The organism is Amycolatopsis sp. NPDC004625 (genome assembly GCF_040609695.1).
Classification (GTDB): Bacteria; Actinomycetota; Actinomycetes; order Mycobacteriales; family Pseudonocardiaceae; genus Amycolatopsis.
In genome coordinates this window covers 137,827-154,442 of sequence record NZ_JBEXKX010000002.1, presented here as the reverse complement: position 1 = coordinate 154,442, position 16,616 = coordinate 137,827, and the positions used below count along the sequence as shown (strand labels likewise).

Annotated in this window: 18 protein-coding genes and 1 pseudogene; 12 read left to right on the top strand and 7 right to left on the bottom strand. The window is 71.1% G+C overall.

Features of this window, described 5'->3' with window-relative positions; all coding sequences use genetic code 11:
- Nucleotides 1-47: 47 nt before the first annotated feature.
- The 3 genes and pseudogenes from ABZW17_RS02510 to ABZW17_RS02500 form a co-directional block, all read right to left on the bottom strand.
- Nucleotides 48-937: pseudogene (locus tag ABZW17_RS02510) on the bottom strand (IS481 family transposase).
- 85 nt (nt 938-1,022) lie between these two features.
- Nucleotides 1,023-2,240: a radical SAM family heme chaperone HemW gene (gene hemW / locus ABZW17_RS02505; protein ID WP_354808866.1), complete on the bottom strand. Its 1,218-nt coding sequence runs from the start codon at nt 2,238-2,240 to the stop codon at nt 1,023-1,025.
- 61 nt (nt 2,241-2,301) lie between these two features.
- Complete coding sequence (locus tag ABZW17_RS02500) at nt 2,302-2,718, bottom strand: VOC family protein (protein ID WP_354808864.1); 417 nt, start codon at nt 2,716-2,718, stop codon at nt 2,302-2,304.
- A gap of 147 nt (nt 2,719-2,865) precedes the next feature.
- On the opposite strand from ABZW17_RS02500, the gene ABZW17_RS02495 reads away from it, so the two are divergent.
- The 7 genes from ABZW17_RS02495 to ABZW17_RS02465 all read left to right on the top strand — a co-directional run bounded on the left by ABZW17_RS02495 (nt 2,866) and on the right by ABZW17_RS02465 (nt 8,542).
- Complete coding sequence (locus tag ABZW17_RS02495) at nt 2,866-2,976, top strand: putative leader peptide (RefSeq protein WP_352252756.1); 111 nt, start codon at nt 2,866-2,868, stop codon at nt 2,974-2,976.
- A gap of 105 nt (nt 2,977-3,081) precedes the next feature.
- Complete coding sequence (locus tag ABZW17_RS02490; RefSeq protein WP_354808861.1) at nt 3,082-4,770, top strand: nitrite/sulfite reductase; 1,689 nt, start codon at nt 3,082-3,084, stop codon at nt 4,768-4,770.
- Nucleotides 4,767-4,922, top strand: coding sequence for a hypothetical protein (locus ABZW17_RS02485; RefSeq protein WP_043791336.1), 156 nt, complete (start codon nt 4,767-4,769; stop codon nt 4,920-4,922). The genes ABZW17_RS02490 and ABZW17_RS02485 overlap by 4 nt, the downstream gene beginning before the upstream one ends.
- Complete coding sequence (locus ABZW17_RS02480) at nt 4,919-5,614, top strand: phosphoadenylyl-sulfate reductase (RefSeq protein ID WP_354808859.1); 696 nt, start codon at nt 4,919-4,921, stop codon at nt 5,612-5,614. The genes ABZW17_RS02485 and ABZW17_RS02480 overlap by 4 nt, the downstream gene beginning before the upstream one ends.
- Nucleotides 5,615-5,625: 11 nt before the next feature.
- Nucleotides 5,626-6,546 carry a sulfate adenylyltransferase subunit CysD gene (cysD, locus tag ABZW17_RS02475; protein WP_354808857.1) on the top strand — a complete coding sequence of 307 codons (921 nt, stop codon included), beginning with the start codon at nt 5,626-5,628 and terminating at the stop codon, nt 6,544-6,546.
- Entirely contained in the window at nt 6,546-7,808 is a 1,263-nt protein-coding gene (locus ABZW17_RS02470; protein WP_354808855.1) for a GTP-binding protein, read from the top strand. Before cysD ends, ABZW17_RS02470 begins: the two co-directional genes overlap by 1 nt.
- Entirely contained in the window at nt 7,805-8,542 is a 738-nt protein-coding gene (locus ABZW17_RS02465; protein ID WP_354808853.1) for a sirohydrochlorin chelatase, read from the top strand. Before ABZW17_RS02470 ends, ABZW17_RS02465 begins: the two co-directional genes overlap by 4 nt.
- Here the strand turns inward: ABZW17_RS02465 and ABZW17_RS02460 are convergent.
- Nucleotides 8,539-9,957 carry an RICIN domain-containing protein gene (locus tag ABZW17_RS02460; RefSeq protein WP_354808851.1) on the bottom strand — a complete coding sequence of 473 codons (1,419 nt, stop codon included), beginning with the start codon at nt 9,955-9,957 and terminating at the stop codon, nt 8,539-8,541. The genes ABZW17_RS02465 and ABZW17_RS02460 overlap by 4 nt on opposite strands.
- Before the next feature lie 288 nt (nt 9,958-10,245).
- Here ABZW17_RS02460 and ABZW17_RS02455 point away from each other — a divergent pair, with 288 nt between their 5' ends.
- Nucleotides 10,246-10,875: a cyclase gene (locus tag ABZW17_RS02455; RefSeq protein WP_354808849.1), complete on the top strand. Its 630-nt coding sequence runs from the start codon at nt 10,246-10,248 to the stop codon at nt 10,873-10,875.
- Nucleotides 10,876-10,960: 85 nt separating this feature from the next.
- Nucleotides 10,961-11,728, top strand: a complete 768-nt coding sequence (locus ABZW17_RS02450; RefSeq protein ID WP_354808847.1) for an enoyl-CoA hydratase family protein — start codon at nt 10,961-10,963, stop codon at nt 11,726-11,728.
- 57 nt (nt 11,729-11,785) lie between these two features.
- Here the strand turns inward: ABZW17_RS02450 and ABZW17_RS02445 are convergent, their stop codons facing one another.
- Genes ABZW17_RS02445 through ABZW17_RS02435 form a run of 3 tightly spaced genes read right to left on the bottom strand, consistent with a single transcriptional unit; the run spans nt 11,786 to nt 12,839 of the window.
- Nucleotides 11,786-12,151, bottom strand: a complete 366-nt coding sequence (locus ABZW17_RS02445; protein ID WP_354808845.1) for a barstar family protein — start codon at nt 12,149-12,151, stop codon at nt 11,786-11,788.
- Entirely contained in the window at nt 12,148-12,627 is a 480-nt protein-coding gene (locus ABZW17_RS02440; protein WP_354808843.1) for a ribonuclease domain-containing protein, read from the bottom strand. The genes ABZW17_RS02445 and ABZW17_RS02440 overlap by 4 nt, the downstream gene beginning before the upstream one ends.
- Before the next feature lie 11 nt (nt 12,628-12,638).
- Nucleotides 12,639-12,839 carry a hypothetical protein gene (locus tag ABZW17_RS02435; RefSeq protein WP_354808841.1) on the bottom strand — a complete coding sequence of 67 codons (201 nt, stop codon included), beginning with the start codon at nt 12,837-12,839 and terminating at the stop codon, nt 12,639-12,641.
- Between the two features lie 59 nt (nt 12,840-12,898).
- On the opposite strand from ABZW17_RS02435, the gene ABZW17_RS02430 reads away from it, so the two are divergent.
- The 3 genes from ABZW17_RS02430 to ABZW17_RS02420 all read left to right on the top strand — a co-directional run bounded on the left by ABZW17_RS02430 (nt 12,899) and on the right by ABZW17_RS02420 (nt 16,572).
- The gene (locus ABZW17_RS02430; protein ID WP_354808839.1) at nt 12,899-13,864 is read left to right on the top strand and encodes a zinc-binding dehydrogenase; all 966 of its coding nucleotides are present in this window, start codon (nt 12,899-12,901) and stop codon (nt 13,862-13,864) included.
- Nucleotides 13,865-14,001: 137 nt separating this feature from the next.
- Nucleotides 14,002-15,042, top strand: a complete 1,041-nt coding sequence (locus ABZW17_RS02425; protein WP_354808837.1) for an alpha/beta hydrolase — start codon at nt 14,002-14,004, stop codon at nt 15,040-15,042.
- A gap of 90 nt (nt 15,043-15,132) precedes the next feature.
- Nucleotides 15,133-16,572: an amino acid permease gene (locus tag ABZW17_RS02420; protein ID WP_354808835.1), complete on the top strand. Its 1,440-nt coding sequence runs from the start codon at nt 15,133-15,135 to the stop codon at nt 16,570-16,572.
- Nucleotides 16,573-16,616: the final 44 nt, after the last annotated feature.

Below are 16,616 nucleotides of genomic sequence, written 5' to 3'. Positions count from 1 at the left end.
AAGTCGTTGCTGAATACAAGCAACGACCCGGTCCCCGGATTTAATCCCTAGCTGTGATGTTCAGGGAGGTTGGTCAGCCGGGTGACCGGCGGCTTGCCGCCGGTTGAGCTGTGGGGCCGGTGATGATTGTAGAAGTGCAGCCAGCCCGGTAGCTCAGCCCGGCGCAGGGCCTCGGATGGATAGAAACGAGCGTAGGCCCACCCGTCGGCGAGGGTGCGGTGGAACCGCTCGATCTTGCCAGTGGTCTGCGGCTGGTAAGGCCGGGTCCGTTTCGGAGTGATCCCCAGCTCGGTGCAGGTGTCGCGCCAAGCATGGGAGCGGTAGGCCGAGCCGTTGTCCGACAGCACCCGCTCGACATTGATGCCCAGGTCGGCGAACCAGGCGACCGCCCGGCGCAGGACCGCGGTCGCGGTGGCGGCCGTTTCGTCGGTGCGGGCTTCGGCGTAGGCGAGGCGGGAGTGGTCGTCGATGACGGTGTGCACGAATGCGGTGCCGGTGCGGGCGTGCCGGTCGGTGCTCCAGGTCCCGGTGCGCCGGGTGGTTATCGAGCTGTTCTTCTCGCCTTGCTGTTTGCCGACGTAGTGCCAGCCGCCGCCGTCGGGGATGGTGCCGAACTTGGTGACATCGACGTGGATCAGTGAGCCGGGGTAGTCGTGTTCGTAGCGGCGCAGGGGTTCGCCGGTGACCCGGTCGATGCGGGACAGGCGGTTGATCCGGCAGCGCACCAGTACCGCGCGCACGGTCGAGGCGGGCAGGCCGAGGCGGCCACCGATGCAGTCCTGGCGGCGACCATGAACATCTTCGCCGCATCGGTACAGGTCCAGCCCTGTTCAACGATCAGACGCGCCAGCCGGAGCCGGGTGCGTGGGGTCAGGGTGGCGTTAGGGTGGGATACGAAGGCCTCCGGAGGCGTGAAGCGGTTCCTAGACGGCTCCACTTCACAACCGGAGGCCTTCACCTGTCAGCACAACAGGCCGTCACCGGGTCACCTCAACGCGGAACAACTTCCCCGGACATCACACCTAGCCGGCGAGGCGGCGGACCACCCCGTCGGCCAGCAGCCGCCCCCGGTCGGTGAGCACCGCGCGGCCGCGGCTGTCCAAAGCGGACGGATCGAGCAGGCCCTCGGCCGCGGCCGCGCGGGCCTCGGCGAGCCCCGGCTCGTCCAGGACGTCGAGCGGCAGCCCTTCGGCGACGCGCAGCTCGAGCATGATCCGTTCGAGGTGCTGGTCGTCGTCGGTGAGCACCTCGCGCCCGCCCGCCGGCGAACGGCCGTCGGCGAGCAACCCCGTGTAGCGCGCCGGGTGCTTGACGTTCCACCAGCGCACCCCGCCGACGTGGCTGTGCGCGCCCGGGCCCGCGCCCCACCAGTCGTCGCCGCGCCAGTAGCCGAGGTTGTGGCGGCAGCGGGCCGCCTCCGACGCCGCCCAGTTCGACACCTCGTACCAGCGCAGCCCCGCCGCCGACAGCGCCGCGTCGATCATCTCGTAGTCGGCCGCCAGCACGTCGTCGTCCGGCGCGGGCAGCTCGCCGCGGCGCACGCGGCGAGCCAGCGCCGTGCCCTCCTCGACGATCAGCGCGTAGGCCGACACGTGGTCGACGCCGGCGCCCAGCACCGCGTCGAGCGTCGCGAGGAGGTCGTCGGGGCGCTCGCCCGGCGTGCCGTAGATCACGTCGAGGTTCACGTGCTCGAAACCGGCTGCCCGTGCCTCGGCGACGGCCTGGCCGGGACGGCCCGGGGTGTGCACCCGGTCGAGGATCCGCAGCACGTGCGGCGCGGCCGACTGCATGCCCAGCGAAACCCGGGTGTAGCCGGCTTCGCGGATGCCGTCGAAGAACGCCGGCGACGTCGACTCGGGGTTCGACTCCGTCGTCACCTCGGCGCCGGGAGCCAGCCCGAAGACGTCGCGGACCGCGTCGAGCACCGAACGCAACCCGTCCGCGCCGAGCAGCGAGGGCGTGCCGCCGCCGACGAACACCGTTTCGGCCGCGGGCGGCACGACGAGCACCCGCGCGGCGAGCTCCAGCTCGCGCCGCAGCCCTTCGAGCCAGGACTGCGGCGACGAGCCGGTGTCGAGCTCCCCCGCGGTGTAGGTGTTGAAGTCGCAGTACCCGCAGCGGGTGGCGCAGAACGGGACGTGCACGTACACCCCGAACGCTCTGCTGCCGAGCCCCTTCAGCGCGCTTTCCGGCAACGCCGGATCGATCGGTGTGGCGGGGTCGGGACGCAGTGCGGGCACGCTCGAATTGTCCACCCCGTCACGCCCGGTCGCCTCAAGGGGCCGATCGGGTTAACACCTGTTACGACGCCGGGAGGTTGGCCGCCACCCAGTCCGGGTCGGGCGCGATCATCTCGATGACGTCGAGCAGCACGCCGTTCGGGTCCGCGACGTAGAAGTGCCGCTGCCCGTACACCTCGTCGACGACCGGCGCCACCAGCTCGACACCCGCTTCTTCCAGCCGTTTCGCTTCGGCGCGAGCGTCTTCGACGACGAGCCCGAACGACACCCCGGACACCTCCTGCGCGCGGTAGCCGGGCGGGATCGACTCGTGCCCGCGCTGCACGAAGCTGATCTCGAACCCCGGCGCGCCGGCGTTGACGCTCGCGAACCAGCCGAGCTCGACCGTGACCGGCAGGCCGACGACGTCCGCGTAGAAGCGGGTGGTCGCGGCGACGTCGTCGACCAGGTACCCCGCCCCGAAACCCGTGACCTGCATCCCCAGTTCCTCTCTTCAAACCACTGTGCCTGAAGTACTCTACATGTAGTACTCAGGTGGGGCAAGAGTGCGTGCGCAAGGCGGTTGACACGGTTTTCGCAGGTAAGTGACCCTTCTCCCACCATCCGGGCACCCCTGGACCACATTGTGGACGCGTGGCACGCTGACGCCGTGACTCATGCCGGTGTTCTCCTCGTGGCCCGCCGCCACGTCGACCTCCTGCGGGTCGCCAGCGCCCTCTGCGTACCCGTTCGCTGACTCCCGATCGCCACCACCTGCCACGAACCTGGACAGCCGGCGCCGGAGGACACCGCGAGCCGGTGGTCCTCCGCCGCCACGAAAAGCCTCTCGGAGGACGCCGCCATGGCCACGCCCCAAACCCCAGCCCGCCCCGCGCGGGCCAAGCAGAAGCGCGGCGAAGGGCAGTGGGCGCTCGGTTACCGGGAGCCGCTGAACCCGAACGAGCGGTCGAAGAAGGACGACCACCCGCTCAACGTGCGGGCGCGGATCGAGAACATCTACGCCCACCGCGGGTTCGACGCGATCGACCCGGGCGACCTGCGCGGCCGGTTCCGCTGGTTCGGCCTCTACACCCAGCGCAAGCCGGGGATCGACGGCGGCCGCACCGCGACGCTCGAGCCCGAAGAGCTCGACGACCGCTACTTCATGCTGCGCGTCCGGATCGACGGCGGCGCCCTGACCACCGCCCAGCTCACCGTGCTCGGCGAGATCTCGCAGGCGTACGCGCGCGACACCGCCGACATCACCGACCGGCAGAACATCCAGTACCACTGGATCCGGATCGAGGACGTCCCGGCGATCTGGGCCAAGCTCGAGGACGCCGGCATGACGACGATGGAGGCGTGCGGCGACAGCCCGCGCGTCATGCTCGGCTCGCCGGTCGCCGGCATCTCGGCGGACGAGGTGATCGACGGCACCCCGGCGCTGGACGAGATCAAGCGCCGGTACATCGGCAAGCCGGAGTTCGCCAACCTGCCGCGCAAGTTCAAGACCGCCATCTCCGGCCAGCCCGACGTCGCCCACGAAATCCACGACGTCGCTTTCGTCGGCGTCGACCACCCCGACCACGGGCCCGGCTTCGACGTCTGGGTCGGCGGTGGCCTGTCGACCAACCCGATGCTCGGCCAGCGCCTCGGCGCCTGGGTGCCGCTGGACGAGGTCCCGGACGTCTGGGAAGGCGTCATCTCGATCTTCCGCGACTACGGCTACCGGCGGCTGCGCTCGCGCGCCCGGCTGAAGTTCCTGGTCAAGGACTGGGGCGCGGAGAAGTTCCGGCAGGTGCTGCAGGACGAGTACCTCAAGCGCGAGCTGATCGACGGCCCGCCGCCGGTCGACCCGGCCGTCCCGATCGACCACGTCGGCGTGCACCCGCAGGTCGACGGCACCTTCTACGTCGGCGCCGCGCCGATCGCCGGCCGCTCCAGCGGTGGGACGCTCGTCGCCGTCGCCAAGGCCGCCGAGCGGGCCGGTTCGGGCCGGGTGCGGCTCACCCCGCAGCAGAAGGTCGTCGTGCTCGACGTCCCCGAGGCCCAGGTCCCCACGCTCGAAGCCGAACTGGCCGAGATCGGGCTGGAGACCAAGCCGTCGCCGTGGCGGCGGGGGGTGATGGCCTGCACCGGGCTGGAGTTCTGCAAGCTCGCCATCGTCGAGACGAAGGCCCGCGCGCAGCAGCTCGTCGCGGACCTCGAAAAGTCCCTCGCCGACATCCAGGCCGGGCTGGACACGCCGGTGACCGTGCACCTCAACGGCTGCCCCAACTCCTGCGCCCGGATCCAGACCGCGGACATCGGCCTCAAGGGCCAGATCGTCACCGACGCCGACGGCAACCAGGTCGAGGGTTTCCAGGTGCACCTCGGCGGCGGGCTCGGCCTCGACGCCGGGTTCGGCCGGAAACTGCGTGGCCACAAGGTGACTTCGGGCGAGCTGACCGGGTACGTCGAGCGGGTCGTGCGCAACTTCGCGGCCGGGCGCGAACCCGGCGAGCGGTTCGCGCAGTGGGCCGCGCGCGCCGAGGAAAGCGCGCTGCAGTGACGTCCGACGAGCGCGCGGCGCCGTTCTACTGCCCGTATTGCGGTGACGAGGACCTGCGGCCGGAAGAGAACGGCGGCTGGCTGTGTTCCAGCTGTCGCCGGGTTTTCTCGGTCAAGTTCCTCGGCCTGTCCCTTCCGGAGGTTTCCCGATGACCGCCACCGCCGACTACAAGACCCTCGCCGAACGCGCTTCGCAGGAACTCGCCGACGCGACCGCGGAAGAAGCGTTGCGCTGGACCGCCGAAACGTTCGGCGACGACTTCATCGTCGCGTCCAACATGCAGGACGCGGTGCTGATCGACCTCGCCACGAAGGTGAAGTCCGATGTGGACGTCCTCTTCCTGGAGACGGGCTACCACTTCCCGGAGACCATCGGCACGCGCGACGCCGTGCAGACGGTCTACCCGGACGTGAAGATCGTCAACGCGCAGGCCGCGCAGAGCGTTGCCGAGCAGGACGCCGAGCACGGCCCGAAGCTGCACGACCGCGACGCCACGCTGTGCTGCAACCTGCGCAAGGTCGTGCCGCTGCGCAAGGCACTGGCGAACTACTCGGCGTGGGTCACCGGCGTCCGCCGCGTGGACGCGCCGACCCGCGCGAACACCCCGATCGTCACCTGGGACGACCGCAACGGCCTGGTCAAGATCAACCCGATCGCGGCGTGGACCGACGACGAGTTCACCGGCTACATCCGCGAGCACGGGATCCTGGAGAACCCGCTGGTCTCGATCGGCTACCTGTCGATCGGCTGCGCGCCCTGCACGGCCCGTGTGGAGCCGGGCCAGGACCCGCGCAGCGGCCGGTGGGCGGGGCAGAGCAAGACCGAGTGCGGACTGCACGGCTGAGGAAGGGACGCATGACGACCTTGGAGCCCGCGACCGATGCGGCACAGGACAACCTCGCGGCCTTGGAGTCCGAGGCCATCCACATCTTCCGGGAGGTGGCCGGCGAGTTCGACCGGCCGGTGATCCTCTTCTCCGGCGGCAAGGACTCGACGCTGCTGCTGCACCTGGCGATCAAGGCGTTCTGGCCGGCGCCGGTGCCGTTCCCGCTGCTGCACGTGGACACCGGGCACAACTTCGACGAGGTCCTCGAATTCCGCGACCGCGTCGTCGAACAGCACGGGCTGCGGCTGGTGGTCGCGAAGGTGCAGGACTGGATCGACGACGGGCGCCTGGAAGAGCGCGCGGACGGGATGCGCAACCCGCTGCAGACCACGCCGCTGCTCGACACCATCGCCGAAAACAAGTTCGACGCCGTGTTCGGCGGCGGCCGCCGGGACGAGGAGCGCGCCCGGGCGAAGGAGCGGATCTTCAGCCTCCGCAACGCCTTCGGCCAGTGGGAGCCGCGGCGCCAGCGGCCCGAGCTGTGGAACCTCTACAACGGACGGCACCGCCCCGGCGAGCAGGTCCGCGTCTTCCCGCTGTCCAACTGGACCGAGGCCGACGTCTGGAACTACATCGCCCGCGAGAAGGTCGAGCTGCCGTCGATCTACTACGCGCACAAACGGAAGGTCTTCCGCCGCGACGGCATGTGGCTGACCGAGGGCCCGTGGTTCGGTCCCCGGCCGGACGAGGAGATCCACGACCTGAGCGTGCGCTACCGGACCGTCGGCGACGGCTCGTGCACCGGCGCGGTGGAATCCACCGCGGACACCGTCGAGGAGGTCATCGCCGAGGTGTCGGCGTCCCGGCTCACCGAGCGCGGCGCCACCCGCGCCGACGACCGGATGTCCGAGGCGGCCATGGAAGACCGCAAGCGTGAGGGGTACTTCTGATGAGTTCGCTGCTGCGCCTGGCCACGGCCGGGAGCGTCGACGACGGCAAGTCCACCTTGGTTGGCCGGCTGCTTTACGACACGAAGTCGGTGCTCGCCGACCAGCTGGACGCCGTCACCCGCGCGTCCGTCGACAAGGGACTGTCCACACCGGATCTTTCGCTGCTGGTCGACGGCCTGCGCTCGGAGCGCGAGCAGGGCATCACCATCGACGTCGCGTACCGGTACTTCGCCACGCCGAAGCGGTCGTTCGTGCTGGCCGACACGCCGGGGCACGTGCAGTACACGCGCAACACGGTGACCGGCGCGTCCACCGCGCAGCTGGCCGTGCTGCTGGTCGACGCGCGCAAGGGCGTGATCGAGCAGACCCGGCGGCACGCGGCCGTGCTGGCCCTGCTCGGCGTGCCGCAGCTGGTGCTGGCGGTGAACAAGATCGACCTGGTCGGCTACGACGAGGCGACCTTCACGGTGATCGCCGAGGAGTTCGCTTCGCACGCGGAGTCGCTGGGCTACGCGCGGGGTTCCGTGCTCGCCGTTCCGGTGTCCGCGCTGGAAGGCGACAACGTCGCGACGCGCTCGGAGCGGACGCCGTGGTACACCGGCCCGAGCCTGCTGGAGCACCTGGAGGACGTGCCGGTCGCGCCCGACCCGCACGACTCCGCGCTGCGGTTCCCGGTGCAGTACGTGATCCGCCCGCGCACGCCCGAATACCCGGACTACCGCGGGTACGCGGGCCAGATCGCCGCGGGCACGGTCCGCCCCGGCGACGAGGTCGTCGTGCTGCCGCAGGGCATCCGCAGCCGCGTCGAGCGGATCGACACCGCGGACGGGCCGCTGGACGAGGCCGGCGCCGGGACGTCGGTGACGCTGCTGCTCGCCGACGACATCGACATCTCCCGCGGCGACCTGATCGCCGCCGCGGACGCGCCGCCGCGGGTCACCGACGAGATCACCGGCACGCTGTGCTGGCTGTCGTCCAAGCCGCTCAAGCCGGGCGCGCGGGTGCTCGTCAAGCACGGCACCCGCACGGTGCAGGCGCTGGTGGCCGACCTGCACGCGCGGTTCGACGAGCAGACACTGTCCAGTGTGGACTCGCCGGGCTCGCTGGAGCTCAACGACATCGGCCGCGTCACGCTGCGGCTGGCCGAGGAGCTGGGCGTCGACGACTACGGCGTCAGCCCGCGCACCGGCGCGTTCCTGGTGATCGACCCGAAGGACGGCGACACCCTCGCCGCGGGCCTGGTGGGTGAGCGCTTCTCGTGACGCCTCCCCTGGTCGCCGTCGCGCACGGCAGCCGCGACCCCCGCTCGGCGGCGACCGTGCGGGCGCTCGTGGACGTCGTGCGCGCCCAGGCCCCGGGCGTCCCGGTGCACGAGTCCTTTTTGGACCTGTCCGAGCCGCTCGTCACGGACGTGCTGCGGTCGCTGTACGCGGACGGCCACCGCACGGCGGTCGTGGTGCCGCTGCTGCTGGGCAGCGCGTTCCACGCCCGCGTCGACCTGCCGGCGCTGATCGGTTCGGTGACGGCGTCCTGCCCGGGTTTCGCCGTGCGGACGGCCGACGTGCTGGGCGCCGACCCGGCCCTGGAGGCCGTCGCCCTCGACCGCCTGGCGGCGGCCCCGCGGCACCGGGGTGCGGGCGTGCTGCTCAGCGCGGTCGGCTCGTCGAACGCGGCCGCCAACGCGGTCGTCGCCGCGCTGGCCGCGCGGTGGGAGGACCGGCTGGGGCTGCCGGTGAGCGAGGCGTTCGCCAGCGCGACCCAGCCGGACATCCCGGCCGCGGCCGAGCGGCTGCGCGCCCGGGGCGTCCGGCACCTGGTGGTGGGGTCGTGGTTCCTGGCCCCGGGCCTGCTGCCGGACCGCATCGCCCGCCTGGCCCGCGCAGCCGACCCGGAGGCGTTCATCGCGGCCCCGCTGGCGGACGACCCGCGCGTGGCGGACGTCGTCGTCGCGCGGTACGCGACCGCGGTCAGCGGGCTGCTGCGGCAGTACGCCTAACCCGCGGCCACGATCCGCCAGCGCTGGTTCGCGCTGCTGCTGTCGGCGTACTGGCTCAGGTCGGCGCCGCTGCCCGTGCGGCCCGCGCTGTCCAGGTACTCGCCGGTGGCGGCGTTCCTGATGCGGACGTTGTTCGCGTCCGTCACCACCGTCCACTGCTGGTTCGCGCTGCCGCTGTCGGCGTACTGGCTCACCGCCGCGCCGTTGGCCGTGCGGCCCGCGCCGTCCAGGTACAGGCCCGTCGCCCGGTTCTTGACGCGTACGCGGTTGCCGTAGTTCTCGACGGTCCACTGCTGATCGAGCCGGCTCGCGTCGCCGCTCGCCTGGCCGGCGGTGGACCCGGTGGCCGTCCGGCCGAGCCCGTCGACGTACAGGCCGGTGGCCGCGTTGACGATCCGGACGTACGTGCCGCCGCCGGTGCCGATGCCCCACGCGTACTGCAGGCGGGTCAGGCCGCTCGGGTTCACCAGTGACAGCTGCGTGCCGGACCTGGTCGTCAGGCTGTACCAGTCGCCGTCGCGCAGGCCCGGCCAGTACACGCTGCCCACGCCGAGGCTCCGCAGTTTCGCGCTGACGCCCCGGATGTAGTCGGCGAAGAACGATCCGCTCGGGATGCTGTAGTCGATCGGGTCGTAGTGGACGCCGTTCTTGCTGCCGGGCCCCATCGGGCCGCCCCACTCGGTGACGATCGTCCGGTCCGCGTACCCGCCGATGTAGCCGCCGAGGTGGTTCGCCCACTCGGTTTCGCTTTCGTAGCCGGCGAAGAACGAGTAGTCGTGGGCCGCCAGCAGCGTCCCGTCGAGGCGGTGGTCGCCGCCGACCGCGGGGACGTTCTGGGCGTACCCCGTCCCGTCGAGGACGACGCGGCCGCGCGGCACGCTCGGGTACCGGGTCAGCCAGGAGTTGTAGAAGTTGGTCAGGTCGCCGGCGCTGTAGGAGTACGGCTCGTTGATGACCTCGAAGTAGGCGTTCGGGTTGGCGCCGTAGCGGGCGACGACCTTGTCCCACATCTGCTGGAACCCGGCGGTGCTCGCCGGTTTGCCGCCGCTGTAGGCCCAGTAGGCGAGGATCACCCGGCCCTTGCCCAGTGCGGCGTCGATCGCGCCGGTGTAGGTGTCCCAGTAGCCGGCGACGGTCGGCTCGTTGATCGGCATCCGGACGGTGTCGGCCCCGGAGATCGCGTACATCCCGCCGACGAGCCGGTCGGCCGTGGCGGCCGCCGTCGCGTGCGTGTCGGACGAGCTCAGCCCGGACACGTACAGCACGCCGTTGACGAAGTTGTCCCGCTGGTCGGCCCAGTTCACGCCCTTGAACCCGGCGGTCGACGCCTGGGCCTGCGGCGGGCCGGCGGCCAGCAGCCCCCCGGCGAGCACGACCGTGGCCAGCGTCCTGGCCACCGTGGCGAACAGTCTCATCGGCCCGTCCCTTCGAGGTCATCGTCGACGTGACCCAGGTAACACCGGCGGCGTCGAGCCGGGCCAGGGTTCCGAAACAAAGCGGTCAGGATCGATCGGAGAAGAACACGCCCGCGGTCACGCAGCGGCACCACCACCGCCAAAAGGTGACAAACATTCACATTCGGTTGTCACACCGCGCGTATGGGAACAGTGAATCCTTGACGGCTTACTTAACTTGCCGGTAACTATCTGGGTGCTGCGCAGCTTTCTCCCTCCCCTCGTGAAATCGCAGGCAGGTGGACACAGATGAAAGCTCTTCGCCTTTCTCGGCTCGCCGCGCTGACCGCGGCCGCGGCCCTTCCCATCGCCCTCGCCGCGCCCGCCTCGGCGGCCACTTCGGTGAGCTTCGACTGCCAGGCCAACGCGCCCATCGTCGGGCCGCAGCACGTGGCGCTCAACCAGGACGCCGACGTGACCGCGCCGCCGACCGTGGCGCCCGGCGCCGCGTTCGACGTCGTCATCGACCCGGCGCCGAACACCGTGCCCGGCACGGTGAGCGGCAACAAGGTCAAGAACATCAACACGTTCGCGCTGAAGATCCCGATCCCGGCGAACTCGTCCTACGTCGGCGCCACGCTGTCCGGCGGCTCCGGCCTCGGCTCGACGCCGCCGGTCATTTCCGTCGCGAACGGCGTGGCGACCCTGAGCTTCCCGGGCCCGATCGCCGGCGGGGCGACGTTCGAACTGCCCACCGTCACCGCGCACCTCAAGGCCGGCCAGTCCGGCACCATCCAGACCAGGCTGGCCGGCACCAGCTACAGCGATCCGGGCCTGACGTTCAAGGCGGTGGCGAGCACCATCATCGGTGACCTCACCGCGCCGACGGCCTGCTTCCCCAACCCGAGCCCGGTCTTCACCACCACGACCATCGGCTGAGTGCCGGGCCACCCCGCGGGCACGCGCCCGCGGGGTGGCCCGCGTAACACCGGCCGGGTGCGGCGCATGTGCAAGGGTGTCGGACATGGCTGACGAACTGGTGCACTACGACGTGGTGGGCGGCACCGCCACGATCACCCTGGACTCCCCGCACAACCGCAACGCGCTGTCGGCGCAGCTGCGCCGCGAACTCTCGGACGCGCTGACGGCCGCGGCCGCCGACGACGCCGTGCGCGTGATCGTGCTGACCCACACCGGGCCGGTGTTCTGCGCGGGGATGGACCTCAAGGAGGCCCGCGGCGCCGGCGCGGGCGACCAGGGCGTGAACGAGTTCCCGCGCATCCTCGAGCAGCTGTGGACCAGCCCGAAACCGGTGGTGGCGCGCCTGGCGGGCCCGGCCCGGGCGGGCGGCATCGGCATGGTGGCGGCGTGCGACATCGCGGTGGCGGTCCCGGAGGCGACGTTCGCCTTCTCCGAGGTCCGCATCGGCGTGGTCCCGGCGATCATCTCCCTGACGGTCCTGCCGCGGCTGAACCCGCGCGCGGCCCACGAGCTGTTCCTGACGGGCGACACGTTCGACGCCCGCCGCGCGGTCGAGATCGGCCTGCTGAACTCGGCCACCACCGATCTCGACGCCGAAGTGGCCCGCTTCGTGAAGGCTCTGGCGGCGGGCGGCCCGAAGGCCCTGGCCGAGACGAAGGCCCTGCTGAGCCGGCCCCGCCCGGCGACGCCGTCGGACGGCTTCGACGAGATGCTCGGCCTGTCGGCGAAGTTCTTCGCGAGCGAGGAAGGCCAGGAGGGCATCCTGGCCTTCGCCCAGAAGCGCAAGCCGAGCTGGATCCCGCAGGACTGACCCACCCGGTCGTGAGTGGGAAACAGGGTTAGAACACTGTTTCCCACTCACGACGGCTCAGGCATCGGGCAGCACGACCGTGAGCCGCCACGAACCGGCGCTGCGGCCGCTCGGGCCGAGCGCGCGCTGGGCGTCGGAAAGCACGCTGCGGATGGCCAGGTACGTCTTGGGCTCCGCCTTGCGCAGGGCGTCCGAACCCGGCCAGATCAGCACGTGCTCCCCCGGCGGCAGCCACGACAGGTCGGTCAGGCAGTCGTAGAGCGCGTCCAGGTTGTGCCCGAAGTAGTCCGGAAAGGACAGTGCGTCGGCGAACGCGGTCAGCGTGCTCGCCTTGTCCACGGTCGGCCGCGGGCCGACCAGGTGCGGGTACGCACCGCGGGCGAACGCCGCTTCCGCGGCGGCCTTCGCGTCGTCGGCGCTCATCGGGCCGGGTCCACGACGACGAACGACGCGTAGTGGTCGCCGGTGTAGTACAGCTCGTGCGCCTGCCCGGTGATCAGCCGCCGCGCGCCGCGGTCCGGGCTGCCCGGCGTCTTCACCGTGTACTCGTGGTAGTAGCCGGACTTCTTGCCGGGCAAGCGCTTTTCGCGGTTTTCGAACACGACGTCGTCGTTGCGGGGGTAGGGGTACGGGCCGCCGGCCTCGATCAGCTTCCACGTGTCCGACGCCTGCGGCGGCAGCGCGGAAAGCGCCTTCACCGGCAGCCCGGAGTCCGCGCCCGGCACCGCGGCGCCGCCCTTCGCGGGCGTGCCGCTCTTGGCCGGCGCACTCGCCGAGGTGCTCGCCGGCGAACCCGGCGACGTCGAGCCGCCGCTGACGACGTCCTTGACCAGCCAGCCCCCCAGCACCAGCACGAGGAGCCCGATCAGCGCGGCGGTGATCCGCCTTCGGTTGAACATGGTGCGCGAGCCTATGCCGACCCGTCGGAGTCGTCGTCACGCCCCGGAGCCAGCCGGCTGGCGAACAACCCGACCACCTTGTCGAGCACCCAGGCGGCGGCCAGGCACAGCGGCACGACGACCACCATGACCAGCACGAACTGCACCGGGAACCAGGCCTGGGCGAGCCACAGCTCGACCCCGTCCCACCAGTCGGCCAGCCCGTTGAACACGGTGTGAGCCTACGCGCGCCCTGCTGCCCCCGCGCTCGTGGGGCGGTACGTTGCAGGACATGTTCGCCGTGTACGCGCAGGAACCCAACGCCGAAAGCCCGCTGGACTCGCTCGTCGTCGGCGAGCGCCCCGAACCCGAAGTGCCGGACGGCTGGGTCCGCGTGCACGTCAAGGCGGCGAGCCTCAACATGCACGACCTCTGGACGCTGCGCGGGGTCGGCATCAAGCCGGAGCAGTTCCCGATGATCCTGGGCTGCGACGGCGCCGGCACCCTCGACGACGGCACCGAGGTCGTCCTCCACTCCGTCATCAACGCGCCGGGCTGGCAGGGCGACGACACCCTCGACCCGAAGCGCACGCTGCTGACCGAGAAGCACCAGGGCACCTTCGCCGACCAGGTCGTCGTCCCGGCCCGCAACGTCGTCCCGAAGCCCGCCGGGCTCAGCTTCGCCGAAGCCGCCACGATGGGTACGGCGTGGCTGACCGCGTACCGGATGCTGTTCGTGAAGTCGGGCCTGCGCCCGGGGCAGACGATGCTCGTGCAGGGCGCCTCCGGCGGCGTCTCGACGGCGCTGATCCAGCTCGGCCGCGCGGCCGGGTTCCGGGTCTGGGTCACCGGCCGCAGCGAGGAGAAGCGCGCGCTTGCCACCGGCCTCGGCGCGCACCAGGCGTTCGAGTCGGGTGCCCGGCTGCCCGAGCGCGTCGACGCCGTGTTCGAGACCGTCGGCAAGGCGACCTGGTCACACTCGGTCAAATCGCTCAAGCCGGGCGGGATCATCGTGGTCTCGGGCTCGACGAGCGGCCCGGACGCGCACGCGGAGCTGCAGCGCGTCTTCTTCCTCCAGCTGCGCGTCGCCGGCTCGACCATGGGCACCCGCGACGAGCTCGCGGACCTGCTCGCCTACCTCGACCTGACCGGCGTCCGGCCGCAAATCGGGGCGGAACTTTCTTTTTCCGAGGCACCCAAGGGTTTCCGGGCCATGCTCGAAGGGGACACCGCGGGCAAGATCGTCTTCACCCGCTAGACCGCCCGTGAGCTGGGCGGATCCGGAGATCCGCCCAGCCTCGACAACTGGTGAATAACTGACGTATTCAGTTCGAGACCTGGTCGTTAGCACCGAAATTCGACCAAAACCCCACCTCGGCCAGGTAATCTGTAGTCATGACCGCGACGAAGCGGCCCGCGCCGGCTGAGCCGGGCGGCCGGCCCAGTGAAGAGACGCCGATCCGGGTCTCCTTCCGGCGCTACGCCGGCGTCCGCACCCGCGTGCTCGAGGTCGGCGGCCCCGAACCGGAGCAACCCGCCGCGCGCCGCTCCCTGCGCCGCCGGGCCGCGGCGCCGCACGTGAAGCCGTCGGCACCGCGTCTGGTGCTGCTGCACGGCTACTGCGACAGCGCCGATACCTGGCGCCCCGCCCTGGAGCAGCTCGCGGCCGCCGGGATCCCGGCGGTCGCGGTCGATCTGCCGGGCTTCGGTGACGCCCAGCCGCTGCGGCCGGGCCCGATGCTGCCGCAGCTGGACGCGTTCACCACCGCCGTCGTCCGCGAGCAGGCGGTCCTCGGCTCGGTCGTGCTGGCGGGCAACTCGCTCGGCGGGACCATGAGCCTGCGCGCGGCGCAGAACAGCCGGCTGCCGATCTCCGGCGTCGTCTCCATCGCCGCGCCCGGGTTCGTCGACTCGTGGCTGATCCGTGCCGTCGCGCGCTACCCGCTGCCGCTGCGGCTGTACTCGTCCCTGCCGGTCCCGGTGCCGGGGTTCCTGGTGCGCAAGGTCGCCGAGCAGCTCGTCCCGCGGCTGCTGTACGCCGACTCGAGCGTCGCCGACGCCGTTCAGGTGCAGCGCTTCACCGCCCTGTTCCCCGACTACCGCGCGACCAAGAGCCGGCTGGAGCAGGCCCGCCAGCTCGTCGCGGAGCTCGCCGACGCCTACCGGCTCGAGTCGGTGAAGGTGCCGCTGCTGGTCGTCGCGTGCGGCAAGGACAAGCTGGTCACCGCGGCGTCCGGGCGGCAGCTGCACACGCTGGTGCCGCACAGCAGGCTGCTGGTCCGCGAGGACTGGGGGCACTGCCCGCAGCTGGACGACCCGGTCGAGATCGCCGAGCTGCTCGGCTACTTCGCCGCGAGCGCGGTCCGGACCGCGCAGGCCAAGCGGGCCGCGGCGACGGCGTCGGAGGCCGTGAGCGAAGACACCGCGGCGGGCTGAGCGGCTCACGCTGTCTTCACGCGCGGATGGCGGTAGGTTCCCGCGAGGGTCCGTGATCCGGACTCCCCACCGACCGTTCGGGAGACGATGATGTCCGCTCCAGCAGGTGCCGGCTCCGGCATCTTCCGGCGCAAGCCGATCGACCAGATCCAGGACGCCGCGGAAGGCGACGGCCTGAAACGGACCCTGGGCCTGTGGCAGCTGACCGCCATCGGCATCGGCGGCATCATCGGCGCCGGGATCTTCGCCCTGGCCGGCAGCGTCGCACACGGCGACGACTCCGCCGGCATCCCGGGGGTCGGCCCGGCGGTGCTGATCTCGTTCCTCATCGCCGGCGTCGCGAGCGCCGCGGCAGCGTTCTCCTACGCCGAGTTCGCGGGCCTGATCCCGAAGGCCGGCTCGGCCTACACCTACGGCTACGCGGTGCTCGGCGAGGTCGTCGGCTGGTTCATCGGCTGGGACCTGCTGCTGGAGTACACCGCGATCGTGGCGGTGGTGGCGATCGGCATCTCCGGCTACTTCAGCTTCCTGCTCGGCCAGCTCGGCCTCGACCTGCCCGCGTGGATGCTCGGCGCGCCCGGCACCGGCCCGGGCCACAAGGTCGACCTGTTCGCCGCGCTGCTCTGCCTGCTGATCGCGTACCTGCTCAACCGCGGCATCCGCAGCGCCGCCCGGTTCGAGACGGCGATGGTCGGGATCAAGGTCCTGATCGTGCTGGTGGTCATCCTGGTCGGCTTCTTCTACGTCAAGACCGGCAACTACACGCCGTTCGCGCCCGCGGGCTTCGGCGGCGCGGTGACCGGCGCGGCCACGGTGTTCTTCGCGGTCTTCGGGTACGACGCCATGAGCACCGCCGCCGAGGAGTCGAAGGACGCGCAGCGGCACATGCCGAAGGCGATCCTGTACTCGCTGGCCATTTCGATGGTGCTGTACGTGCTGGCCTGCCTGGTGCTGACCGGCATGCAGAAGTACACCGAGATCGACCCGAAGAGCGGGTTCTCGACGGCGTTCAAGTCGGTCGGCCTCTCCGGCCTGGCCACGGTGATCGCGATCGGTGCCATCGTCGGCATCCTCACCGTGCTGTTCACGTTCCTGATGGGCGCCACCCGCGTCGGCTACTCGATGAGCCGCGACGGCCTGCTGCCGCCGTGGTTCGGCAAGACCAACCCGAAGCGCCGGGTGCCGAGCCGGATGACGTGGATCCTCGGCGGCGCGTCCGCGGTCATCGCCGGGGTGCTCCCGATCGGCGAGGCGGCCGAGCTGACGAACATCGGCATCCTGCTCGCGTTCGTCGTCGTCTGCGTCGCGGTGATCGTGCTGCGCTACAAGCAGCCGGACCTGCCGCGGACGTTCAAGACGCCGGGCATGCCGGTGGTGCCCGCGATCGGCATCGTGTTCTCGATCTGGCTGATCACGTTCCTGCAGCCGGCGACCTGGCTGCGATTCGCCGTCTGGTTCGTCATCGGCCTGGCCATCTACTTCCTCTACAGCAAGCGGCACTCGGTGCTGAACCGCGGCCCGGAGGTCTAGACGAGTAATGCGTAAGTCTGGGTGGTGACGGAGACGGGCGAAGG